At 70.5% G+C, this 23982-nt stretch carries 21 protein-coding genes and 1 pseudogene; 11 read left to right on the top strand and 11 right to left on the bottom strand.

The genetic code is table 11. The features are described from left to right. Positions 1-382: 382 nt before the first annotated feature. From AB0A95_RS13765 to AB0A95_RS13750, 4 genes are all read right to left on the bottom strand, one after another. Complete coding sequence (locus AB0A95_RS13765; protein WP_357556016.1) at positions 383-2026, bottom strand: lectin; 1644 nt, start codon at positions 2024-2026, stop codon at positions 383-385. Positions 2027-2192: 166 nt separating this feature from the next. Continuing rightward, positions 2193-2966 carry a tryptophan synthase subunit alpha gene (trpA, locus tag AB0A95_RS13760; protein ID WP_357556015.1) on the bottom strand — a complete coding sequence of 258 codons (774 nt, stop codon included), beginning with the start codon at positions 2964-2966 and terminating at the stop codon, positions 2193-2195. Then, positions 2963-3571, bottom strand: coding sequence for a pyridoxal-phosphate dependent enzyme (locus tag AB0A95_RS13755; RefSeq protein WP_357556036.1), 609 nt, complete (start codon positions 3569-3571; stop codon positions 2963-2965). Before AB0A95_RS13755 ends, trpA begins: the two co-directional genes overlap by 4 nt. Then, positions 3531-4301: a GntR family transcriptional regulator gene (locus tag AB0A95_RS13750; protein WP_357556014.1), complete on the bottom strand. Its 771-nt coding sequence runs from the start codon at positions 4299-4301 to the stop codon at positions 3531-3533. Before AB0A95_RS13750 ends, AB0A95_RS13755 begins: the two co-directional genes overlap by 41 nt. A 196-nt stretch (positions 4302-4497) precedes the next feature. Here AB0A95_RS13750 and AB0A95_RS13745 point away from each other — a divergent pair, with 196 nt between their 5' ends. Continuing rightward, positions 4498-4899, top strand: coding sequence for a hypothetical protein (locus AB0A95_RS13745; RefSeq protein WP_357556013.1), 402 nt, complete (start codon positions 4498-4500; stop codon positions 4897-4899). Positions 4900-4958: 59 nt separating this feature from the next. Here AB0A95_RS13745 and AB0A95_RS13740 read toward each other — a convergent pair whose 3' ends face one another. Together AB0A95_RS13740 and AB0A95_RS13735 are read right to left on the bottom strand one after the other, a co-directional pair. After that, positions 4959-5963: a hypothetical protein gene (locus AB0A95_RS13740; RefSeq protein WP_357556012.1), complete on the bottom strand. Its 1005-nt coding sequence runs from the start codon at positions 5961-5963 to the stop codon at positions 4959-4961. Positions 5964-6066: 103 nt separating this feature from the next. Then, on the bottom strand, positions 6067-6954 hold the full coding sequence (locus AB0A95_RS13735; protein WP_357556011.1) for a helix-turn-helix transcriptional regulator: 888 nt from the start codon (positions 6952-6954) through the stop codon (positions 6067-6069). A gap of 195 nt (positions 6955-7149) precedes the next feature. Here AB0A95_RS13735 and AB0A95_RS13730 point away from each other — a divergent pair, with 195 nt between their 5' ends. From AB0A95_RS13730 to AB0A95_RS13720, 3 genes are all read left to right on the top strand, one after another. Beyond that, positions 7150-7605, top strand: coding sequence for a MaoC family dehydratase (locus AB0A95_RS13730; RefSeq protein WP_357556010.1), 456 nt, complete (start codon positions 7150-7152; stop codon positions 7603-7605). A gap of 206 nt (positions 7606-7811) precedes the next feature. Further along, a complete protein-coding gene (locus AB0A95_RS13725; RefSeq protein ID WP_357556035.1) occupies positions 7812-9551 on the top strand; it encodes a hypothetical protein in 1740 nt (579 codons plus the stop codon). A 54-nt stretch (positions 9552-9605) separates the two neighbouring features. After that, a complete protein-coding gene (locus AB0A95_RS13720; RefSeq protein ID WP_357556009.1) occupies positions 9606-10682 on the top strand; it encodes a glycosyltransferase family 2 protein in 1077 nt (358 codons plus the stop codon). 66 nt (positions 10683-10748) lie between these two features. Here AB0A95_RS13720 and AB0A95_RS13715 read toward each other — a convergent pair whose 3' ends face one another. Next, a complete protein-coding gene (locus AB0A95_RS13715) occupies positions 10749-11132 on the bottom strand; it encodes a hypothetical protein (protein WP_357556034.1) in 384 nt (127 codons plus the stop codon). A 296-nt stretch (positions 11133-11428) separates the two neighbouring features. Between AB0A95_RS13715 and AB0A95_RS13710 the strand changes: the two genes are divergently transcribed. Then, positions 11429-12493, top strand: a complete 1065-nt coding sequence (locus tag AB0A95_RS13710; RefSeq protein WP_357556008.1) for an SMP-30/gluconolactonase/LRE family protein — start codon at positions 11429-11431, stop codon at positions 12491-12493. A gap of 261 nt (positions 12494-12754) precedes the next feature. Here AB0A95_RS13710 and AB0A95_RS13705 read toward each other — a convergent pair whose 3' ends face one another. Then, on the bottom strand, positions 12755-13651 hold the full coding sequence (locus tag AB0A95_RS13705; protein WP_357556007.1) for an S-4TM family putative pore-forming effector: 897 nt from the start codon (positions 13649-13651) through the stop codon (positions 12755-12757). Positions 13652-13808: 157 nt separating this feature from the next. On the opposite strand from AB0A95_RS13705, the gene AB0A95_RS13700 reads away from it, so the two are divergent. The 5 genes and pseudogenes from AB0A95_RS13700 to AB0A95_RS13680 all read left to right on the top strand — a co-directional run bounded on the left by AB0A95_RS13700 (position 13809) and on the right by AB0A95_RS13680 (position 18880). After that, complete coding sequence (locus tag AB0A95_RS13700) at positions 13809-15014, top strand: hypothetical protein (protein WP_357556006.1); 1206 nt, start codon at positions 13809-13811, stop codon at positions 15012-15014. Positions 15015-15024: 10 nt separating this feature from the next. Then, positions 15025-15906 (top strand): hypothetical protein, encoded by an 882-nt coding sequence (locus tag AB0A95_RS13695; RefSeq protein WP_357556005.1) that lies wholly within the window; start codon positions 15025-15027, stop codon positions 15904-15906. 110 nt (positions 15907-16016) lie between these two features. After that, a pseudogene (locus AB0A95_RS13690) lies at positions 16017-16343 on the top strand (ADP-ribosylation/crystallin J1); the annotation flags it as partial. Positions 16344-17318: 975 nt separating this feature from the next. After that, positions 17319-17903 carry a PadR family transcriptional regulator gene (locus AB0A95_RS13685; RefSeq protein ID WP_357556004.1) on the top strand — a complete coding sequence of 195 codons (585 nt, stop codon included), beginning with the start codon at positions 17319-17321 and terminating at the stop codon, positions 17901-17903. After that, positions 17900-18880: a hypothetical protein gene (locus tag AB0A95_RS13680; protein WP_357556003.1), complete on the top strand. Its 981-nt coding sequence runs from the start codon at positions 17900-17902 to the stop codon at positions 18878-18880. Before AB0A95_RS13685 ends, AB0A95_RS13680 begins: the two co-directional genes overlap by 4 nt. Before the next feature lie 61 nt (positions 18881-18941). Here the strand turns inward: AB0A95_RS13680 and AB0A95_RS13675 are convergent, their stop codons facing one another. After that, the gene (locus AB0A95_RS13675) at positions 18942-19919 is read right to left on the bottom strand and encodes a hypothetical protein (protein ID WP_357556002.1); all 978 of its coding nucleotides are present in this window, start codon (positions 19917-19919) and stop codon (positions 18942-18944) included. Between the two features lie 275 nt (positions 19920-20194). Between AB0A95_RS13675 and AB0A95_RS13670 the strand changes: the two genes are divergently transcribed. After that, positions 20195-22375 (top strand): UvrD-helicase domain-containing protein, encoded by a 2181-nt coding sequence (locus AB0A95_RS13670; protein ID WP_357556001.1) that lies wholly within the window; start codon positions 20195-20197, stop codon positions 22373-22375. Positions 22376-22455: 80 nt separating this feature from the next. Here the strand turns inward: AB0A95_RS13670 and AB0A95_RS13665 are convergent, their stop codons facing one another. Further along, a complete protein-coding gene (locus tag AB0A95_RS13665) occupies positions 22456-23061 on the bottom strand; it encodes a response regulator transcription factor (RefSeq protein WP_357556033.1) in 606 nt (201 codons plus the stop codon). Between the two features lie 56 nt (positions 23062-23117). Beyond that, on the bottom strand, positions 23118-23966 hold the full coding sequence (locus tag AB0A95_RS13660) for a histidine kinase (RefSeq protein WP_357556000.1): 849 nt from the start codon (positions 23964-23966) through the stop codon (positions 23118-23120). Positions 23967-23982 lie beyond the last annotated feature (16 nt).

The following is a 23982-nucleotide window of genomic DNA, read 5'->3' as shown; positions in this document are numbered from 1 at the left end:
ACCTTGTCGAGCAGGCCAGCGTCGAGCCCCGAGTCGGGCAGACATCTGATGTGTTTCGCGAAGGTTACTCCGGCGCCACGCAATCGGCAACGATCGATCGATGGCAAGCTCCGCACCACCCCACAGGACGCTTCTGCGGGGACTTGGCAACGGACGGACGCGGCCCAACAGGGCGGCGTATCGGACAGCGCCGGCCGACGGCACTCCAGAGGCCGATACATCGGATGTACGGCATCGAGCAGGCAAAGGCCGGCGCGGCACCCAGGGCATCCGCGCAGCGCACAGCCGTCCGCGCGTGCGTGTCCCGGGAGAGGCTGTCCAGGATTGACAGACGCCCTCCCCCCGGGCCAGCGGGAAGGCAGAGCCTTGGCGGCACGCGCCGCTAGACGAGGTCGAAGGACTCCCACGGACCGACCGCCGCGCGATTCGCGATCAACGGGTCGGTGCCGGCGTTGTCCGCGCAGACGTACATGTCGTTCGCGCTGCTGCGGAAACTGACGCTGCCGTCCGGGTTCGCCACCTGGGTGAACGTCTCCCAACCGCCGACGACGTCCCGGTCGGCCACCAGCGCCGCCGCGCCGGCCTGCTCGGCGCAGACGTACTTGCCGGTCCTGGTGGACCTGAGGGCCACGATACCGCCGCCGGCGTCGACGACTGTGAACTTCTCCGACGCGGAGGTCAGCGAGGCGACAAGCGGTGAGCCGCCCACGAAAAGGCCGTTGGCGCGGGAGCGGACGCCGACGGCCGCGGTGGTGGGCGGGGTCGCACCGATCACCGGGGCGGTCGGCCGGTTGGCGGTCAACGCGATAGCGCCCTTGAGCATCCGGCCACCGTCACCGGCAAGCCGCAGGTAGTAGTCCGCCGAGCAGGCCGTGCCGTCCTCGTCCAGCGGCAGGAACTTCGAGCCGACCGGGACGAACGCCGCGCTCTCCGCGGTCTTGGCGATCTGGTTGCCCTCGTTGTACTCGTCGAACATCGAGATGTAGATCGCCGGAGCGCCCGCCCGGATCACGTTGTAGAACTGTCGCCACATGAAGTCGCCGTGCGCGCGCTGCCGCTCCTGGAGGTCACCGGGCAACACACACGGCTGGTAGTCGATGCCGTGCGCCACGCAGTCCCGCACGTCGGGCACCGTGACGTTGGTGTAGAACCAGTCCGACCCGGCCTGGTCGCCGATCCGGCCCACCATCCAGGGCGAGATCATGTCGTACGCGTGGTAGACGTCGGCGAATCCGACCCGCGAGTCCTGGGTGCCGTCGCTGGTGCGCCAGTGCGTCGGCGTGCCGCCCATGACGTACACGCCCTGCGCCTTGAACCAGGTGATCACATCGAGGCAGACCGCGGCGCTCCACGGGTGGTTCTCGTCGTTGAAGCCGAAGCCCCAGATCCCGACGACCGGTTTGCCGTTCTGCCTCGCGTACGCCGGGGAGGTCGTGTACGCCCTCATCTTGTTGACCCAGTCGTCCTTGATCTGCTGCTGCATGGTCGTCCAGCCGCTGACGTCGTACATGATGTAGAACTTGCGCCCGAACCGCTCGGCGGCGTTGCGCACCTTGATCGTGACGGCGTCGCGGATCGGGCCCTCCCCGCCGACCGGGTTGAAGCGCTGGAGGGCCGCGGTGTCCAGCCCGTTCTCCCGCATCCAGCGGAAGTGGGTGTCCACTGTCTGCTGGTCGTAGGACGAGAACAGCGAGGCCGGCTGCCCGTTGCCCAGGTTCTGGTATCCGGTCTTGTAGACCCGCTCGTAGTCACGCACGTCCGGCCACGACTTGAGGGCCTCGTTGACCGGCGAGGGGGTTTTCTGCCAGTCCTGGCCGTAGTGCCACCAGCCCGCCAGCGGGCTCCCGTCGCCGGCCCCGGTGAACCATCCCTGGTAGCCGACGGTGACCTTGCCGACGACGTCGCCGGGAGGACTGACCGCAGCCGCGGCGGGTTCGGCCGCGTAGGCGTCGAACGAGACTCCGGCGACGGAGACGGCGGTGCCGGCCACCGCGGTGCCGAGCAGGGTACGACGGGACAGCCTCATTGGTGTTGGCAACCTTCCTCAGGGGACTTTGCCCGGATCGTCAAGCTAGCGATGATCCGGGCGGGATGAGGTTAGTGAGCCGGTTTGCCAACTTCCAGGCTGAGCCACGAAACTTCAAAGAACCTTAAGAGTACGGGGTTGGGCGCGCTACACCTCGACGGTCACGTCACGCGCCGTCCAGCGCCGTCCGGAGCTGGGTGAGGAAGACACCCAGTTCCGCCGCCGAGGCCCCGTCGAGCACGCGACGCATGAGCGCCGAGCCCACCACGACCCCGTCGGCGTACCGGGCGGCCTCGGCCGCCTGCCGCGGACCGGAGATGCCGAAGCCCAGGACCACGGGCAGGTCCGTGGCCTGGCGCAGCGACGTCACCAACCGCTCGCCGGCCTCGCCCAACGTCGACTGCTCGCCGGTGGTCGCCATGACACTCACCGCGTAGACGAAGCCCCGGCTGCGCTTGGCGATCTCGTCGCGACGATGCGGCGCGGTCACCGGGGAGGCGAGCAACACGAGGTCGAGCAGGGTGTCCGCCGCGGCGGCGACCGGCTCCACCTCGTCCACGGGCAGGTCCGGCACGATCAGGCCGCCCACCCCGGCGTCGGCGAGCGCGGCGCAGAACCGGTCGGCGCCGTCGTGCAGGACCAGGTTGGCGTAGGTGAACGCGACAAGCGGCACGGGCAGCGCCAGCCGGGCGACCTCGTCGAGGATCCGCCGGGCGGTGGTGCCCCGCCGCAGGGCCCGGTACGACGACTCCTGCACGACCGGGCCGTCCAGGGTGGGGTCGGAGAACGGAAGGCCGATCTCGATGGCGTCGGCGCCCGCGTCCACGGCGGCCCGCAACAGGTCGGTCCAGTTGTCGGTGACCCCGCCTGTCACGTACGGCACGAGCAGTGTGCGGCCGGCGGCCCTGGCCGCGCGGGTGCGGGTCTCCAGTGCGTTCACGACAGCTCCATCAGGGTCGCCATGTCCTTGTCGCCCCGACCGGAGAGGGTGAGCAGCACCGTCGAGCCCGGGGGGATCGTGCCGTCGCCGGCGGCGCGGATCACCCAGGCGACCGCGTGCGCGGATTCCAGCGCGCAGAGGATGCCCTCGGCGCGGGCCAGCCGGTGGGTGGCGGCGACCACCTCGGCGTCGTCCACTGTCACGTAGCTGGCCCGGCCCGACTCGGCCAGGTGCGCGTGTTCCGGCCCGACACCCGGGTAGTCCAGACCCGCCGCGATCGAGTGGGCCTCACGAATCTGCCCGTGCTCGTCCTGGAGCACCAGGGAGCGGAAGCCGTGCAGCACACCGGGGGTGCCGCCGCAGATCGCGGCGCCACCGGCCGCCTCGACGCCGACCAACCGGGCCGGCGTGTCGACGAAGCCGGCGAACGTGCCGGCCGCGTTGGACCCGCCGCCGACACAGGCGACGACGTAGTCGGGCGTGCCGGTGACGAGGTATCTGTGGCGAGATAGTTCTAGAACAGTTTCGGCGCACCCCACCTGGGGCGTACCCCCGCGGGTGGTGTCAGGCCGGCCGGCCGCCGCCGACCGCGTAGCTGACCTGATGGCCGCTGGCCTCGCGAATATTCATGATCACGACGCTGTTTCCCGCGAGGACGGCGACGTCGACGACAAGCGTGCGCCGGTCGGCGTCGCGGGTGATCCGCTCGCTGCGCATCGCCGGCTCGCCGGCCGGCAGGCCGAGCAGAGCGCCGACGCGCTCGGGCATGAGCACCGGCGAGATCGTCTCCTCGGCCTGCACGGCCACCGCGCCGGCCCGTTCGGCGAGCACGGCGTACAGCTCGTGCCTCTCGAAGTCGACGCCCTTGACCAGGTCGCCGAAGGGCTGTGGAACATAGGACAGCTGATGGATCAGCGGCGCGCCCCGGACGACCCGGACCCGCTCCAGCCGGAGCACCTTGTCGCCCGCGGGGACCCCCAACCGCGCGGCGATCTCGTCCGGCACCGCGACGATCTCGCGGCCGAGCACCCGGGTCAGCACCTCGATGCCGTGCGCACGCAGGTCGTCGGCGAGGCTGCGCAGGTTGCCCATCGAGTACGGGACCGGCGTCGCCCGGACGTAGGTGCCCTTGCCGGGAAACTGCTCCACCACTCCCCTATCGCAGAGCTCGTCCAGAGCCTGCCGCAACGTCATGAGGCTGACGCCGTACTCCTCGCTCAGGTGCCGCTGGCCGGGCAGGGCGTCACCGGGAGCGAACTCACCACTGCCGATCCGCCTGATCAGGTCGTCGCGGATGACCATGTACTTCGGAGTCCTACCCGGAATGACGCGCATGCACTGCCCAGCTCTGAGAGTCGCGACGGAGCGGATCGCCCCGCCCCGATGAGGTGCGCAGCTCCACGTCCTTCTACCGGTGCCAGCGTATGGCCGACGACTTCCCCTCGCCATCGCCCATAACTTTACAGGCGTTAGATAAGTCTGTAAGTTAACGGATGTAAGTTAAAGTCCGTAGCGCAGAGATGGAGTTCTCATGACCACCACCCCCGCCCCTCTCGCCGACCGCATCGGTCGCGGGTTCGCGGCCGTCGCCGCGCTCGCCACAGTCGTGGCGTTCGTCAACGGCCTCCTGCTGACCCTCGCCGCCCCCGACGACCGCCTGTTCATCGAGGGCTGGCGAGTCTCCAGCTTCGCCATCTTCGCCGCGCTCTTCGCCCTGCTCGCGTTCCGGCCACGCCGGTCGGCGGGCGTCTGGGAGATCCTGCTCGCCGGCAAGACCGCCCTCGTCGTGTTCGGCATGACGATCGGGGACGTCTCCGAGGCCCGCCTGTCGGCCTTCATCGACCTCGGGCTGGTCGCCGTCGTCGCGACGGCCTACGTGCTCTGCCGTGGCTGGCTGGCCTGGCGTCCCGCGACCACCACCCCGACCCGATGATGGCAAAGCCCCGGCGCACGAGCGCCCGCCGCCGTCCTGCGACGGCGGCGGGCAACGGGTCAGCGGCGCGGCAGGGTGGCCAGCGCCAGGTTGGGGTCGGCACCGGTGGTGTACGCGGCACTGAGCACGTAGAGGGTGCGGCCACGGACGGCCACCGAGGTCGGGTTCTGTAGCCCGTCGGCGGCGCTCAGCAGCGTTCGCGAACGGCCGGCGGCGTCGATGCCCACCACCGTGTTCGGCCCGTTGAGAGCGGCGACGACCTGGTGCTCACCGGTGCCGACGAAGGTGAAGTCGTCGATGCCGACGAGGCCGGTCGCCACCACCCGGACACCTCCGGGACGGCCGTGCCGCAGCGGGACGCGCAGCAACGTTCCCTGGTCGAGGTTCGTCACCCAGATGGCGTCGGCGCGCACCTTGATGCCGTTGGCGCCGAGGAACCCGGTCGAGGCGAGTTCGGGTGCCGAGGACCACACCTCGGCGCGGCCGCCTCCCAGGGGGACCGTCGAGATCGTGCCGAGCACCGAGTCGGTGAGGTAGAACCGGCTCGCCACCGCGTCGAACGCCAGGCCGTTGGGCAGTCCGTCGGCAGGCAGGGCGGCGATGCGCTGCGGGGCCCGGCCGGGGCGCAGCCGGTACAGGCCGGTGGTGGCGGCGGCACCGCTGGCGTAGAGGAAGTAGAGGGTGCCGTCGGTCATCCGGACGATGCCGGTGGTCAGCGCGAACTTCAGCACCGGCGTGTTGACGCCGCCGTCGGCCGGCGCGGGCATCGTCGCCAGGATCCGCGTCGCACCGGACGGGGTCACCGCGGCCACCTGGCGGGCGGCGGCGAAGGTGACGTACGCCGTGCCGTCCGGGGCCAGCGCGATGTTCTCGGGCATCTGCCCGTTCGCCAGATCGAAGTGAACCGCGATCCGCGAGGGCGACGACACGGCGGACAGCCCGGCCGATCCGACGGCGGTTGCCCGTGCCGTCCCGGCCTGGGCGACACCCAACGGTGGGACCGCCACGACACCGACCCCGACCGCCGCGAGAGCCACCGCGAGAGTCATCATTCTCCTGCGCATTTCTGTTCCTTTCGAAAAGCCGATGAAATTCGGCTGATACGGGCGCGAAGGGTCCGGCGCTCCTGGCGGAGCACCTCAATTCGAGCCGATGGGAAAAGGGGCGCTATTCGCGCATGGTCGCCGACTGCCGAGTGCCGGCGCGCGAGGTGACGGCGCCGTGCAGGAGCAGTGTCATCGCCGCGTGCGACGCCGAACCGGGTTCGGTGGTGCCGACGACGACCGTCTGACCGTCCTCGGTCCGCAGGGCCTGCTGGGTCACGGTCATCGTGCCGACCAGCGGGTGGCGCATCTCGTAGACGCTGCCGCCGCCGGCCTTGACCCGGTGGTCAGCCCACATGGCACCGAACTCCGGGCTGCGCACCGTCAGCTCCCCCACCAGTGCCGTCAGCAACGGGTCGTTCGGATGCTGCCCGGAGACCATCCGCAGCGTCGCCACCACCGCGCGGGCCTTGGCGGGCCAGTCCACGTACAGGTCGCGGGTGTGCGCGTCCAGGAACACCAGCCGTGCCAGGTTCGGGCCCTGGTCCGGCCGCTCGGGGAGCGTGTCGTCCAGATGGCCGGCGAACAGGGCATGACCCCCGACGTTCCAGGCCAGCACGTCGGAACGACGACCGAGGACCACCACTGGTACGTCACCGAGCGTCGCGACGAGCTGGCGCACCGCCGGGCTCACCCGCTCCGCCGGCGGACGCCGGACCGAGGGCCGACGGCGGGACCCGGCCGCGAGTTCGCCCAGGTGGCGACGTTCCGCCTCGTCGAGTTGTAGTGCCCGGGCGAGCGCCTCAAGGACCTCGGGTGAGGCGTTGACGGCCTGCCCCTGCTCCAACCGCGAATAGTACGAAGCGCTCACTCCGGCCAGCAGGGCCAGTTCCTCCCGGCGCAACCCTCGCACGCGACGCCGGTCGCCGTACGTCGCCACGCCCGCGTCCTGCGGCCTCAGCTGGGAGCGTCGGGCCTGGAGAAAGTCGCCGAGCTGTCCTCTCGCGTTCATGACTCGAAGTATTGCGACCTCGCCCGGCGGCAACCACATCCTGACAGGGGTAGGCAGCTCGGCTCCCGACGCCCCGAGACCTCCGGTCGGTCGTTGCGACAAGCCGGTCACCAGCCGGGCGGTCGGTGATCGACCGCCGCCGGTATCGACACGTGGGGTTGCGGATGGGCCGTCGTCGCCGGAAAGGTGGGCACTGTGAGCCGATACGACACCGTCGACGCCCTGCTCGAGCGCACCGGCCAGCCGCTCGGCACCACCGGGTGGCACCTCGTCGACCAGGCCCGCATCAACGCGTTCGCCGACGCGACAGGTGACCACCAGTGGATCCACGTCGACCAGACGCGGGCGGCGGCAGAGAGTCCCTTCGGCACCACCGTCGCGCACGGCATGCTCACGCTCTCGCTCTGCGCCACCTTCCTGTCCGAGTTGGTGCAGGTCGACGGCGTCCGCCTGGTCATCAACGCCGGGTTGGACAAGGTGCGCATGCGTGCCCCGGTCCCGGTCGGCGCCCGGGTGCGCGGCGTCGCGACCCTCCTGGAGGCCCGCCGGATGGGTGCCGGAGCGCGGGTGGTGGTGCGGATGCGGGTGGAGATCGAGGGCGAGACCAAACCGGCCTGTGTCGCCGACTGGGTCCTGGTGTTCAACGACTGATCCCCCCCGCGACATCGAAGGGGCTGCGCACGCGGGACGTGCCTGGCCCACCGACGCCGCCCGACAGGGTTAAATAAGACCGCCCCACACGCGTCACCGCGCGCAGCCACGCCGCGGACAGCTGATGGACAAGGTCCTCAGCATCGGAGAGGATCTATCCCGTGAATACCCGGTCCACCGGCGCCGCACCAACCGCCGAGAACGCGATCCCCGATCAGACGTCCGACGACCGGACGCCGACCGGATGGGATCGGTGGCGCTGGGCCCGCCCCGAATGGATCCTGGCCGCGCTGGGCAGCCTGCTGCTGTCGGTGCTGCTGACCTGGCCGACGATGCGGCATCCGGCGAGCACGATCCCCAACGACATCGGCGACCCGACGTTGCAGGCGTGGCAGGTCGCCTGGGCCGGGCATGCTCTCCTGAGCGACCCGGCCGGCCTCTGGGACTCGAACACGTTCTTCCCCGAGAAGTACACCTACGCCTACAGCGACACCCTGCTCGGGTACGCCCCGGTCGGGATGATCGGCTCCGGCTTCGAGGCCGCCCTGATCCGATACAACGTGCTGTACGTGCTGCTGCACGCGCTGGCGGCCTTCGGGGCGTACGTGCTGGCGCGGCAGCTCGGCGCGAACCGGTGGGGCGGCGCGGTCGCCGGGATCGCGTGGGCGTTCGCGCCCTGGCGGTTGGCCCACGCCGGTCATCTCAACATCCTGTCCAGCGGGGGGATCGCGCTGTCCCTGGCGATGCTGGCCCGCGGTCACGGCTGGTCGCTACGCCACGGTTACCGGCCGGAGCGACGACGGCCCGGTTGGGCGTTGGCCGGGTGGCTGGTCGCCGCCTGGCAGGTCACGCTGGGTTTCGGCATCGGGCTGCCACTCGTGTATTTCCTGCTGGCCGCGGTGCTGGTGGCGGCGGGCTGCTACGGGTGGTCCTGGTGGCGCAAGCGGGAACGCCCGCCGTTCGGTCGGCGGTTGCTGCTCACGGATCTGGCCGGCGGGGCCGCGTTCGGTGCGGTGACGCTCCTGCTGGGCCTGGTCTACCTGCGCGTTGTCGACATCAATCCGCAGGCCGAGCGGGGGCTGGAGTGGACCAGGATGTTCTCCCCTCCGCTGATCGGGTTCGTGACCGCACCAGCGGATTCGTGGTTGTGGGGTGAGCGGCACGCCGCCGCACGCGAGCAGCTGTCCTGGCCGCCCGAGATGGCGCTGCTGCCGGGGCTGACGGTGATCGCTCTGGCCGCGGCGGGCCTGTTCGTCTCGGTGTACGCGGGCCGGCACCGGCTCGCGCTGGGCCTCGGCGTGCTCGGCACTGTGCTGCTGGGCCTGGGCTCGACGCTTGGCGGCGACGGCGATCCGGGCTATCTGACGCTGTCCACGCTCCTGCCGGGCTGGGACGCGCTGCGCACACCGGGCCGGATGATGCACTGGACCAGCCTGTTGCTGGCGTTGCTGGCCGCCGGAGCGGTGACGGCGCTGGCCGAGTCGTCGAGCCAGACCTCGGCCCGCCGGTGGACGCGAGTCCTCATGCCGCTGGTCCTGCTGGTGCCGCTGTCCCTGGTCACCCTGGAGGGCGTCAACCGGACACCCCACCCGACAGTGACCCCGCCACCGGCCGCGATGGGTGCCGCGCAAGACCCGATCCTGGTGCTGCCCGCCGGCGGTGTGGGCGATCTGACGTACATGTTGTGGACGACCGACGGGTTCCCCCGGGTGACCAACGGGCTGGCCGGGTTCGAGCCGGTCAGCCAGGCACAGACCCGGGCGGCTGTGGCATCGTTCCCCGACCAGGGCAGCGTGGCGTACCTGCGGGGGATCGGCGTACGGTCGGTCGTCGCCCTGCCGGACCGCACCGCGGGGACGCCGTGGGACGGCATCGCGGCCCGCCCCATCGACGGGCTGGGCATCACCCGGGAGGATCTCGATGGCACGCTGCTCTACCGCCTCTGAGCGGGCACGCGCCGCCGGCGCCGTCGGCGGGTGCCCGGGTCCGGGTCGGGCGGGGTGAGCAGGATGCGCTTGTCCATCGTGGTGCCCTGCTTCAACGAGGAATCGTCGGTGGAGCGGTTGCACGAGACCGTCACGGCCACGCTCGCCGACCTGTCGGACCTGGATGTCGAGGTGGTGTACGTCGACGACGGCAGCGAGGACGGCACCCTCGAGGCGCTGCGTCGGCTCGCCGCCGCCGACCCGGCGGTCTGCTACACGTCGCTGAGCCGCAACTTCGGCAAGGAGGCGGCGATGCTCGCCGGCCTGCAACGGGCCACCGGCGACGCGGTCGTCATCATGGACGCCGACCTGCAACACCCGCCACGGTTGCTGCCCGAGATGGTGGCGCTGTACCGGCAGGGCTTCGACCAGGTGATCGCCCGCCGGGACCGGCGTGGTGACCGGTTCGTGCGCATGGTCGCCTCACGGTCCTTCTACCGCATGATCAACTGGTGGATCGACGTGCGCCTACAGGACGGGGCAGGTGACTTCCGGCTGCTGTCCCGCCTCGCGGTGGACGCCATCCTCGCGATGCCGGAATACAACAGGTTCTCCAAGGGGCTGTTCTCCTGGATCGGCTTCCGCACCGTGGTGGTGGCGCACCGCAACGAGGCCCGGCAGACGGGTCGCAGCAGGTGGACGTTCGGCAAGCTGTTCAACTACGCGTTCGACGGCCTGCTGTCGTTCAACAACCGCCCCCTGCGTCTGGCGATCTACGGCGGCATGTTCCTCACCCTCATCGCACTTGTCTACATGGCCTGGGTGGTCGCGGACGCCATCGAGAAGGGCATCGACGTCCCCGGTTACACCACGATCATCGTCAGCGTGATCGGGCTCGGCGGCATCCAGATGACCATCCTGGGCGTGATCGGGGAGTACATCGGCCGGATCTACTACGAGACCAAGCGCCGACCGCACTATCTGGTGCAGGAGACCGAGCGCCTGGTCACCGAGAGCGGCGAGTCGCCCCGGATGCCGTCGCAGCCCGCGGCACGGTCGACCGATCGGGGCCAGCAGGCCCGGGAGGAGGCGTTCCGCCGACCCTCCCAGCGGCCACCCACCGGAGAGGCCACGACCGACGACGCGGGCTGATCCCATCGACGGCGGTGCCGGGAAGAGACAGCAGACCAGACCGCCGACCGGGCTGGCACCGCAGAGTCAGCCGTCCGGGGTGAAGAGCCCCTGGATGCCGACGACGATCGCGATGAGACCGAAGATCGCGAGCAACAGGCGGACCCCTGTCGCTCCGGTCGCCGGCTCGTCGCGTGGCGCCGGCCGCCCGGTCAGCCGGTCCCACAGCAGGGCGAGACCGACGCCGATCCCCACCACCTCGAAGTGGAACACCCGGGGCCCGGACACCAGGTGGACGATGAGGTAGTAACCGCCTGTCACCAGCGCCACGAGGCCGACCACCCACGCGATCGGGGCGGCCCGACCGGCGAGGCGGCCGAGGTCGTCGCCGACGCGGGGCAGCAGGCGCAGCACCGCGACGGCGAGCAGGAAGCCACCGACGATGTTGGCGAGGTCGAGCAGCAAGGCCATGATCACGATAGGTCTCCGTCGATCGGGGGATCAGCGGGTGGGAGCGTACCCACGGTCCGGGGCGGTTCAAACGATCTCGACCGGGGTACGACCAGGAAAACATTTTACGTACGCTTTACCCATTGACCAGCGTCTTTGTAATCTTGGGCGAATTAACCGGCGCGAAACCGATGCGACTCCTTCGTTCGTCACCTAGGCTGCCTGGTGACAGATCGACGGACCGCACCCGCTCCGTGCCGGCCGCCGCGACCTCCTACCGCCGGCCCCGCGACGGCCGGCGTCGATTGGAGTATTCGATGACCTGGCGTCCAACAATTGCCGCACTGGCCGGGCTGTGCCTCGCGGCCACCGCCGCACCGTTCGCCACCGGTGCCGCCGCGGCACCCTCGACAGCCGTCGACACCGCTCATGTTAGCGCTCACTCCGCGCTCGCCGGTCCGCCCGGTGCACCGCCCGGGGTCTGCCCGTCGGGGGTCGGCTACGGTCCGCCGCTGCCAGCCAGCTCCGTGTCGGCCACGAAGATCCAGGGCGGGTTCTCGTTCCTCGAAGGGCCGGTCTGGGTCGCCGACGGCGGCTACCTGCTGATGTCCGACATGGCCCCCGGCACCGGCCCGTACAACGTCCAGCCGTCCACGATCCGCCGGTTCACCCCACCGGCGACCTTCGACACGTTCATCGCCAACGCCGGCAGCAACGGCCTGGCCCTCAGCGCCGACGGCCAGCAGATCGTCGCGGCCACCCACGACCAGCGCAGCGTTTCCGCGTACCGACTGGGTGACCGGGCCCGCAGCACCGTCGCCGCGAACTACCAGGGCCGCGCGTTCAACTCGCCCAACGACGTCGCGGTCCGCTCCGACGGCGTCGTCTACTTCACCGACCCCAACTTCCAGCGCGGCAACCGCCCGGACCAGATGAACGGACGTACCAGCGTCTTCCGCGTCTCCGGCGGTCAGGTGGCGCTTGTGGACGACCGGCTGCGCCAGCCCAACGGCATCTCGCTCTCGCCCGACGGGAGCGCCCTGTACGTGGGCGCGTACGGCGAGAACAAGATCTACAAGTACGCCGTCCAGCCCGACGGCAGCATCGGCGCCCGCAGTGTCTTCGTGAACTACATCGGCGGTCCGGACGGCGGGACGATCGACTGCGCCGGCAACGTGTACTGGACGTCGGGTTTCGACTCCCTGGTCCACGTCTACTCCCCCACCGGCACCCAGCTCGGCACGATCCGGCCCGCCAACACCGGCACGACGAACGTGGCCTTCGGTGGCGCCGACCGGCAGACCCTCTACATCACCTCGGGCCCTCGCAACGACTCCAGCCTCTACGGCGTGCGGCTCAACGTCCCCGGTTACCCCTACTGACCGAGGCGGGCGGGTAGCGCACCGAGACCGCCGCCCGCGCCGAGATGGCGTGACGTCGCCGTCCGGACACCCGCGTGAGCTGCCGGCTCACCGTCCCTTTCCCGCCGACACACGCAGGGCGAGGGTCAGGAAGCCACCACCGCCGGCAACGAACAGCAGGCCGTCCTGGGCGGCGACGTCCCGGACCGTGAAGGGCAGCAGCTCCTCCCCGCCGGCCGGGTGGTCCCGCCACGACAGCTCGACACCGCAGAGCGGCCGACGCTAGGAGGTGACGCCCACCCGCTGCTCAAGCACGTGCATCTTGTAGCGGAAGTCGGCCAGATCGTCGTCGTGGAAGAGGCGGAAGAACCACTGTGGCATCCGCGGCTGCTGCCGGCGGGCGGCGAACAACACATCCTGCACCTGCCGGGCGAACGCCACGAACGCCTGCTCATCAGCTGTCGCGCGAGACGACTCCATCTCCGCGCGCACCAGGCCGAGCACGCGGGTGCGGTCCTGGGTGGTCAGGATCTGCGCGCGGGCCATGTCGGAACAGGCCAACAGCAGACCCAACGATGGTACGAACCACACACTGACCAGGCTCGCGACCGTACTCTCGGTCAGCAGGCCCACGGCGACGCCCACCGCGCACCAGACCGCGACGACAGCGAGCAGGCCGGCGGCGAAGCGTCGCCGGACCCGCGAACCCCACGCCAGGTTCTGCTCGAGACAGAAGAGCACGTCGTACGGGGCGGCGACGCTCGCGACCAGGTAGTAGTCCCGCAGGCGCGCGTCGTCGCCGCGGAAGCGCCGGCTGAGGCGGCTCAGCTCCTCCTCGGACAGCCGCTCACCGACCAGAACCGCGTTCCACGGCAAACCGAACAGATCAGTGTCCAGCATCTCCTGCAACGTCGCGCTGATGTGCAGGTGACGACCGATCTGGGGGGCCAGGACGACCGCGTAGACGCCGGCCCAGAGCGCACCGACGATCGAGGCAGCGGGCTGTAGCGCGGGTTGTGCCACTTTGGCCACGACGCCCAGGCTCGCGACGACAAGGGACATGAGCAGACTGGCCGCCTGGGCGCGTTGCGTGTAAGTGTGGGCCACCGCGATGGCCCGGAAGAGCAGCAGGGATCGGGCGTTGTTCTGCAACTCGTCGATCCGCCGGGTGTCTGCCAATCGAACCTCCGAGGGGTCAGCGCCGCACGCCTGCCCACAGATGGTGACACGATCAGCGATCGCGACGACACCGTGCGTTCGATCGTTGACATCCGCTGCTTACCGAATACCGGGCTCCCCGCTGGTCCCGGTGGGCCGGGCGCGAGAGACTGGGCCGGTGCAGGATGATCGAGCCCGACTGTTGCGGACTCCCCGACGAGACCTGGCCGCGGCCCGGCGCGGCACGTCGACGTGGGCACAACTCGCCTTCGTGCCGGAGTCCACCGGCGATGGCCAACTCGTCGACCGCAACCGCGCCGCCCGGTTCGGTGTCCTGTGGGCAGCTCAGTACGACAGGCGTCCGGACGACCTGCCACTGCTGCGGTTCCTGCTCGACCAGGAGACCCGGCGCTACCGCGAGACGGCACCCCTCGGGCTGGGGCGGGGCCTGGAACTCGCCGGGTTGCTTGTCGCCGAACACCGCCAACGCGCGGACGTGTGGTTGCACTGGCAGGCGAAACAGGTCACCTTCGACACGGCCCTGGGCTATCGCACCCACCACCTGCTCACCGCGGGAGTCGCCGCCACCGTCGCCGCCGTGCGGGCCAGCGCCCACCCCGACCGCGACCGGATCGTGCACGAGATAACTGCCGCCCGCAACCACGACGGCACGCCACACTTCACCGACGACGCGGTCGACGACTGGTTGGCGGCGCAGCGCACCCGGTTTCCGGACCACCCGGACGAGGAGACCCCGCGCGACTGGGCCGACCACGCCGCGCTGCTGGGTGACCGCGAGGCAGCGCGCCGTTTCCTGCTGCACTGGGCCGCCACCGAGCCCCGCACCGGGCAGACGCTGAACAGCCTGCAATTCGGCCTGGCCCACCTGGGCTTCCTGGACGAGGCGATCGACGTACAGGCCGAGGCGGTCGCCGTCAGCGGAGCCGGCTTCGGCAAGGCCAGCGCCCTGCTCACCCTGATCCGGTTGCACCGCACGGCGGGCCACTTCGCCGAGGCGCGACAGGCGCTGCGTGACTGCGGCGACGCCATGCCGACCGACCCTTCTGGAAGGACGCGGGGCTGTGGCGCTACTTCGTCAGGGAGCACTTCCTGCTCGTCCCGCTGGCACCGAACCCCGATCTCGCCCAGCACCTCCTGGACGAAGGTGCCCGGCAGATGCGCGGCGTGTCCCGGCTCTGGATGGACGGCGTGCTCGACGCCGCCATCGCCGCCGCCGAGCACAGCGGGCAGCGCCACCTCCTCGACCACTACCGGCAACTCCACGCTCGCGAGCAGCGGGCCCGCGACGAGGAGATCGGCCAGGCGACACGGGCGGCGCGTTCGACACCGACGGACGAGACCTCCCGTCACACCCCGGGGTTAACGTCTCCGACGTGAATCTCGTGGACCTGGTGATCGACGCGGCCGACAAGGGCTTCGGCGGCCTGGACGCCTCTCTGCTGCCGGAGCTGCGCGCGATCCGCCGCGACGGCCCCGCACGGGCTCGGCGGGCCGCGCTGCTCGCTCTGCTGCACCTCGGCGGCGAGCAGGCGCTCGACCCCGCCGACAGTGCCGTGCTGCGGCGGCTCATCGAGATCAAGCGCCCCACTGACCGGCCGCACTCGATCGATGGCTGCTTCAACGCGTGGCTGACCGTCCGCGGCGGTGACCAGCAGGACATCATGCGGGTGCTCGGGTTGGCCCGGTCCGCGCCCACCACGTACGAGTTGGGCGAGACGCTCGTCGCCCACCTCGGCCACGGCGGGCCCGACGATTCGCGTACGTGGCGGCACGTCCTCATCTCACCGTTGCTCAACGGGTGGACAGTGGTCTACGGCCCGAGTTGCGATCCCGACGACGAACCTCAGGTTGAGGGGTGGGTCCAAGAGCTGAGTTCCCGCCACGGCGACGCACAGGCCTACTTCTACGGCAGCCAGGGCGACGGCGACGCATGGCTGGTCGGCTCACGCGGGCGGATCGTTCGCCGCTACAGCAGTAACAAGCCGGAGACGTCGACGGGTGAGCCCCTGCCTGTCGAACAGCGCACCCTGGCCCGCCTCGGCCTCGGCGGGCCACCGGAACGACTCGACACCGACTACCTGTGGGACTTCGTCATCGAATGCGGGGCGCCGCAGGTCGCGGCCGAGCTGAGCATCGACCCGGTGTGGACCGGATGGCCCACCGACCCGCACGTCCAGGGTCAGCCGGTGATCGCCTGGCCGGAGTCGGACGACGACGTCAGCATCCTGCGCGGCTGCTACGTGTTCGGCATCTGATCTGATCAGCGGTGAACCGCCCAGTTGGCAACGGCGGCACGACCAGGCCCTCGCCTGCTCGGCGGCAGCGCAGGCCCGTGGCGACAACCACGACCGGTGAGGAGCCGACCATCGACAACCCCGACACGATCACCCTGTGGCGACCCACCGGGCAGGCCGAGCTCGACCTCGTGGCGGCGTCCGGGTGGCGGGCGTGGCCACCGCGCCTGCCCGATCAGCCGATCTTCTATACCGTGCTCAATCGCTGGTACGCCACGAAGATCGCCCGCGAGTGGAACGTCCCGGCCGAGGGCGTCGGCCACGTGACCCGGTTCGAGGTTCAGCGTTCGTACCTGGACCGTTACGAGGTTCAGCAGGCTGGTGGCCGCGACGTTCTGGAATATTGGATCCCCGCCGAGGAGCTTGAGGAGTTCAACGCTCACCTCGTCGGCGCGATCATCGCGGAGGCCGACTACCGTGGCCCGGTCAGTGACAGGGAGTTCTCCGAGGCCGACGAGGCCGTGGGCCGAGCACTGCCCGCCGCCTGGCGCAGCTACCTGCAAGGTGAGTCGTGGTTCCGGCGAGGCTGGATGACAAGCGGGGCACACGTCTGGCTCAATTCGCCCCGCGAGATGCTCAAGGCGCACGAGGCATGGGGCTCCGCCACCGACGCGCACCCCGGCATCGCGATCATCGGCGGTGACGGCTCCCGGGAGCAGCTCGTGCTCGACCTGCGCGGTGACCCGGTGCCGGTGTTGCTTGTCGACATCTCCAGCAGCGGGTGGGACACCGCGATCCGGCAGGCCGACGATGTCGGCCACCTCATCGACCGCATCGAGGCGGGCACCTTCGCGTTCGACTACGAGGAGTAGCGCACGCAGCCGTACGCGGTGGGTGGTCGCGTCACGAGCGGATCAGCCGCTTCGTCGGTTACCCCACTGCCGCGGGCCCTGGACCGAGCCACCCCGGCCGCCGAAATGCTGACCCTTCCCATGCGGTTGGGGCGAGGCGACCTTGCCCTTCGCGCGTCGAGCAGCCCGATTCGCGGGAGCGGCAGGCTGGTCAGCCTCGGCCTCGGCAGTGGTTTCGGCCGTGGTGTCGGCATCCGCCTCGTGGTCGTCGTGAACGGGCTCAGGCTCCGGCATCGGTATCTCCCTGGATCTGGGGCGCCCTGTCGACCAGCGACAGCCGCCGGACGCGGATTGCTCGACCCCGGCGTGGGCGCCTGGAGAGTATCGCAGCGCCGAGCCCGTTCGAGCGGCGGTCACCCGTCGGAACCCCGATGGGCTGCCTGCTGGGCGTTCTGCCCATGGCTGTTGGTGACCGGGCGGAGATCTTGAGATGGGTACGGACCTCGGCGGGAACGGTCCCAGCCTCCGGTCACCTGCCCGCTTGATGTTGCCGTTAGACGTATACGCCTATAGGTTGCCTGGGTGCCCCTGAACGCGTCACGGAACAGCCTGGTGTTGCCGATCCTCGGACTCCTCGTCGAGCAACCAGCGCATGGCTACGACATCACGACACGACTACGCGAGCGGTACGGACACCTCTCGGTCACCCGCAGCACTGTCACGTCCCTGCTGAAGGCGCTCGAGAAGGCAGGCATGGTCTCCTCCAGGCGGCCCGAGCGGATAGGCAACCGGCCACCACGTACGGCCTACGCGTTGACTGCCGTGGGCCTCGCCGACTTCCGCCACAGGGTCGAGGCCGGGGTGCGCGAGTCCCCGGCCGCGTCTGTGGACTTCGTCATGGCGGTCGCCTACGTCGGTGTTCTTCCGATCGACCAGGCGGCGGGCATCCTGGACTGTCGCGCCGACCGGCTCGACCAGGAACTGGCCGCCCTTTCGGCGCTGCCCGACGGTGACGTACTCGAAGTGCACATGCTCGAAGTGGCCTACTGGCGCACCATCGTCGCCACCGAAGCCACCTGGATCAGGACCCTGGTGCGGCGGATCCGGTCACACGAGATCGGCTGGCCGACCCGGCAGACCGACGAACAGGGGAGCGTAGAAGCGTGAAGTTCGGTATCTATCCGGGCGGGCGGGCCGGCACTGTCTGCTCCCACCCACCCGATATCGCCGCGATCCGCCACCTCGTCGACGACGTCTCGGGCGGTCGCCCCTTCGTCATCCGCGAGTATGTCCACTTCTTCGGCGACACCGCACCGCCGGACGTCGTCACCTCGCTCGGCGCCGAACACGAACTCGCGCACCTCACGATGCCCGACGGGTGGTACGTCGAGGGAAACCGCGAGCTGGACCTCGTGGTCAGTTACCTTCCCCGGGCCGCTGACCTCTCCGGATGGCTGGTCTTCCTGGACGCCGTCATCGACCGCTACGGTCACCTGACGCGCTACCTCCAGGTGACGCTCGAGCCGAACTTCCCCATCCCGCTCATCGACGGAAGCTCACCCGGCGTGCTCGAAGCCCTGGTGGTCGGCATCCCGCACGCACGCGCCGCACTGGACCGGCGAGGTCTCCAGCACGTGCGGGTCGGCTTCTCCGTCGCCGAACCACCGGAATGGTTGGGCGGCGACGATCGATTCTGGTCGTACCTGTCCTCGGTCCCGCGCGAGGACTTCGCGGCCCACGTCGACTACGTCGGCCTGGGCCTGTACCCCGACGCCTTCGCGCCCGTGGCCCCGCGGGGCAACCCGGGAGACACCGCGTCCCTCACCACCCACGCCCTGCACCACTTGCGGGGCGGGTCGCTGCCACGCGCGCACATCCCGCCCAGCACGCCCATCCACATCGTGGAGAACGGCACGCCGAGCGGGCCCACACGCACCGAGCAGGCACAGTGCGACTCACTGTCGGACATGCTCGGTGTCATCCTCTCCGAGCAGGAGTCTCTGCACATCACCCACTACGAGTTGTTCAGTCTCAGGGACGCCGACAGCAGTTCCACGGAACCCACCGGGACTCTCGGCCTCGTCACGGACACCTACCGGCCCAAGCCGGCCTTCGCCGTCTACCGCGACATCGTGCGCTCGTGACGTCAGCCGGCCGGGTCGACGCCCCCACCGTCCGCCGTGAACCCGCAGGCGCTTACGGGGCTCAGCTCTGCTGGTAGTTGACGGCGGCGAACCCGCACGGCTGGTGCAGGTGCAGGTAGTAGGCGCCCTCGCCGTATTCGTCCAGGTCCGCGCCGCCGACCAGGCCCACGTAGTCCATCGGCTGGGCGCAACCGGGGCAGACGGCGTGCTCGGCGTCCTGGATCCAGTCGGGCCGGCCGCCCAACGTCGAACCGCCCTGATCCCACGCGCTGGCCTGGTAGGGGCTCTGCCGGGCCGGGCCCGGGACCGGCGCCAGCGTCGGCGGGTCCTCCGGTTCGGTGGACCCGAGGTAGGGCGGGCGGGTGTTGCCGGGCCACCACGTGGTGGTGCCGGCCGGCGTGACCTGGCTGTACAGCGTCGTGTAGCAGGAGCAGAAATGGCAGGTTTCGATGATCAGACGGCCGGACCAGCCCGTGTGGGCCAGCGCGGCGCGGACGGCCGGGTCCGCGGTGTCGAGGTCCGCGGCGATCCACAACGGCGACGCACACCACGCACAGATGTCGCCGTCCGCTCGCCGCGGCGTTTCCCGCATGACCCACCGGTACGCGACGCCGCCGCACAGATCCCTGCGGCTGCCGTCCGGGCCAATCGTCCAGCCGCCCTCTTCGGCGTAGCGCAGTGCGCTGACATGCAATTCCTCCGCGCCGGCCGGTGGTTGCGTCGTCCAGCGACGCATGGCGCTCTCGGCCAGCGGGTGAGCGGTGTGCGCCAGGATGGCGAGGAGCCCGTTGAGGTCGTCCGGGGTCGTGCCGCCGTCGATCCGCTCGATGACCCGGCGGACCACGTCGTCCTCCGCCGCCCGGTACAACGTCGCCGGCCACAGCACGTCACGATCGAGCAGGTTTCCGAGGTACGGAGTCAGTCTCCCCGGGTCCGTGTCCGCGATCGCGGACAGCTCCTCGATGGCCTCCTCGTCGTCGACGGCCGCCTTCTCGATCAACTCCTCGATCACTCCGGGGATGTTAGTCGTATCGATCAATCGGCGCACCCCCCAGAGGTCGGCCGCCCTTCCTGAAACGGGGCGCCGGCCCAGCCCTGGCGGTGTCCGCGCTCAGATCAGATAAAGCCCGAACTGTCAATAATCGAATACGGATTGAATGGGGCCACGAGCGAACCGGAGCCGCAAGACATTGAGATTCCCGTCTCTGCCGACACGTTCATTGGCAAACGAGGAGAAAGCAGCTCTATGCTCGCCCCCGGAAATACGCTGCGGCTCGTCCGGGCCCAGCCGACCACCAATACAGGGATTCGCGAATGCGCCGGGATTCTGCTCCGTACAACGGCACTGCCCACAGGGGCGAGGCGACTTCGGAGGGCGGTCCGTCGATCGCCGCCGGGGAGGACGACGCACGCCGGTCCGCGGTCGCCGAGGAGCAGGTGTTCCTCGACGTGGCCACGGCTCGGCGCGACAGGTTGGCCGAGCACCTACGGGCCGAACTCTCGGCGGACGCCCGGGACGCGGTGGAAGCCGCCCGGCAGCGCATGCTCCGCCAGCAGTACGAGGAGTTACGGCGCGCGCGGGAGGGGCTGGTGTTCGGCCGTCTCGACGGCCTCGACGGCACTGTGCGACACGTGGGCCGGATCGGTCTTCGTGACGACCGCGAGGACGGTGAGCCGCTGCTTGTGGACTGGCGTGCCGCCGCGGCTCGGCCGTTCTACACCGCGACGGCTGTCGATCCACAGGGGCAGGCACGGCGTCGGCACATCCGGACGACGGGATCGGTCGTCGTCGGCGTGGACGACGAGCCACTGGACGGAACCGTGTCGGCGGAGCTGGTCGGTGAGGGCGCGCTCCTGGCCGCCCTCGACCAGCGGCGCACCGGCCGCATGTCCACGGCGATCTCGACGCTGCAACGCGAACAGGACGACATCATCCGGGCCGACGCGACCGGCCCGTTGATCGTTCAGGGTGGTCCCGGCACCGGCAAGACAGTTGTCGCGCTGCACCGCGTCGCCTACCTGCTGTTCGCCCGCCGCGAGATGGCCGACCAGGCGGTCCTGGTCCTCGGGCCCTCGCCACGGTTCCTCGAGTACATCGCCCAGGTGCTGCCCGCCCTCGGTGAGACCGCGGTGGTCTCGGCGACCTGCGACACTCTGCTGCCCGAGATTCGCGTGGGCCGCGACGAGAGCCGGCATCTCGCCGAGATCAAGGGTCGCGCCCTCTGGCAACCCGCCCTGGAAAACTACGTGACGTCGCTGCTCCCCCGCCCCCGGGAGCTGAAGCTGCGCTGGGAGGGCGAGTTCTACGCCATCCCCGCCCCGACGGTGGCGCAGGCGCTCGCCTCGGCGGTGCGGGGACGCCCGTACCACCGGGCCCGCGCGGTGTTCGTCGAACAGCTGCACCACCTTCTTGCCGAAGCCGTCGTCGAGCAGCGCGAGACGCTGTTGAACGAGATGGAGGAGGGTTTCGAGGACATCCTCGCCCGCTTCGACAGGGACCTGGCGCGCGACCGCCACCCCGGCCGGGCCGCCAGCGGCACCGACGTGGACGGCCTGCTCTCCGAGGAGGAGGTCGACGATCTCCGGTCGCGGATCGCGGGAAGCGCCAGCATCGCCCGGTTCATCGAGGCCTGGTGGCCCACCCTCGACGCCGAAACCCTGCTGCGTGATCTCCTGACCGACAGCACCCTGCTGGCCCGGTTCGCCCCGGAGCTGTCCCGGGAGGAGTGCACCGCCGTCGCGGCCGAGCCGGCCCCGTGGGCATCGAGCGACATTCCCCTGCTCGACGCTCTCGCCGACCTGCTGGGCGAGGTGGAAGCCCCGCAAGCACAGGGCGAGTTCGTCGCCGACCGCGCCCGACGGCAGCGCGGCTGGGTGTACGGCCACGTCGTCATCGACGAGGCGCAGGAGCTGTCCGAGATGCAGTGGCACATGGTGCTGCGACGCTGTCCCAGTCGTTCCATCACGGCGGTCGGCGACATCGACCAGGCCGAGGCGGCACACCGGCACAGCAGTTGGGCAGACGCGGTGCGGGCCGTTCTCGGGGACCGCTGGACCGCCGCGGCCCTGACCATCTGCTACCGGACCCCGCGTGAGGTCATGGATCTCACCGAGCCGGTCCTGCGGAGAGCTGGCAGCCACAACGCCCCGCCACGGGCGGTGCGCTCCGCCGGCATCGCCCCCTGGGAGCGCACCGTCACGCCCGCCGAGGTGGCCGACGCCGCCGTCGAGGCGGTGCGACAGCTGCGGCAACGATGGCACGGCGGCACTGTCGGCGTCATCGCCCCCACCGGCCGCGTCGGCGGGCTCCTGGCGGTGCTGAGCGACGTGCCGGTGCTCACCGCGACCCAGTCCAAGGGACTGGAGTGGGACGCGACGCTCCTCGTCGACCCGCAGGGCATCGCCGCCGAACCGCGCGGCTGGAACGGTCTCTACGTCGCGCTCACCCGATGCACCCAGGAGCTCGGCCAGTTGATCGTCACACCGCCGGCATAGCTGACGCGGAACCCGTCGAGGTCGGGGCGAGCGGCGCGGACCGCCGTCAGGTTCGGCGCCGCTCGCCCCGGGCCCGCGGTTCAGCGCCGTGGCCGCACCAGGCCGGCGTCGAACGCCGCGATCACGAGCTGCGCCCGATCTCGTACGGCCAACTTCGCCATCAGGTGCGTGATGTGCGTCTTCACCGTCTTCACCGAGATGACCAGCGCGGTGGCGATCTCGTCGTTCGACAGGCCGCCGCCGATCAGTGTCAGCACCTCCACCTCACGGCCGGTCAGCCGCCGCAGTGCCGGAGTCGGCCGATCCGGTCGGGGCGCCGTGACGTAGTGCGCGACGAGCCGGGTGAGGATCGACGGCGCGAACAGCGACTCGCCACTGTGGGTACGGCGGATCGCCTCGATCAGCTCGTCGGGGCGGGCGTCCTTGAGCAGGAACCCGGACGCTCCCGCGTGCAACGCCTCGTAGACGTACTCGTCGAGCTCGAACATGCTCAGGACCAGGACGCGGGCGGTGGACAGGGCGGGGTCGGCACAGATGCGCCGGGTGGCCTGGAGGCCGTCCAGGTGCGGCATCCGGACGTCCATCAGGACGACGTCGGGGCGGGTGGTACGGGCGTACGCCACGGCCCGCGCGCCGTCACCGGCCTCGCCGACGACGGTCAGGTCCGGCTCGTTGTTGATGATCATGGCGAGGCTCTGTCGCAGCAGCGCCTGGTCGTCCACCAGCAGCACCCGGATGTCGCTCACGCCGCCTCGTCCCGGATTCGCGCGCTGAGGCGGAAGCCCGCGCCGACCCGCTCCGCCGACAGGGTGCCGCCGAGGCTGCCGACCCGCTCCCGTAGCCCGGCCAGCCCGTGTCCGGCACCCGGCGACGCCCGCCAACCGTCGACCGACGGGCCGGTGTCCGCCACAGTGACCACCACGTGGGTCCCGTCCCGGTACACCGATACCCGCACGTCCGTCGGCCCCGCGTGCCGCGCGGCGTTGCTGAGCGCCTCCCGCACGGTCTTGCAGACGGCGACCTGCACGCCCTGCGACACCGGGCCGAGCGGTTCGACAGTCAGCCGTGCCCGAATCCCGGCCAGCGACGCCCCGTGCACGATGTCGGGCAGGTCGTCGAGGCTGTCCACCGGCGCACGGCGGCCGGCGGCGGCCGGCTCCCGCAGGACGGTGAGCATGCGGCGTAGCTCGGCGGTGGCGTGCCGGCTCGCGTCCTCGATGTCGGTGAGCGCCACCTGCACCTCGGCCGGCTTGGGTAGGTGCCGGGTGGCCGCCGCGCGGACCGTGATCAGACCCAGGCCGTGCGAGACGATGTCGTGCAGGTCGCGGGCGATGCGCAACCGTTCGGCGAGGACCGCCTCGGACGCGGCCCACGCCGTCAGCCGCGACTCGTAGGCGGCGCGGTCGGCGCGGGTCCGCCGCACCGCCCACAGCGCGGCGGTGACAGCGCCGCCGACGATCAGCGACGGCAGGATGACGGCGAGCGGGCCCTGCGTGCCGACGGTGCACATGGCCATCACCAGCACGCTGATCACCACGGCGACCACCGGCACGGTCCTGGACCGTCCGGAGGGGCGCGGGTGGGCGTTCACCACCCCGACTGTAGTT

Origin of the sequence: Micromonospora sp. NPDC049230 (assembly GCF_040647875.1) — a bacterium.
Taxonomy (GTDB): Bacteria; Actinomycetota; Actinomycetes; order Mycobacteriales; family Micromonosporaceae; genus Micromonospora.
The sequence above is the reverse complement of the archived record's forward strand: the minus strand, read 5'-3'. Positions and strand labels throughout refer to the sequence as shown.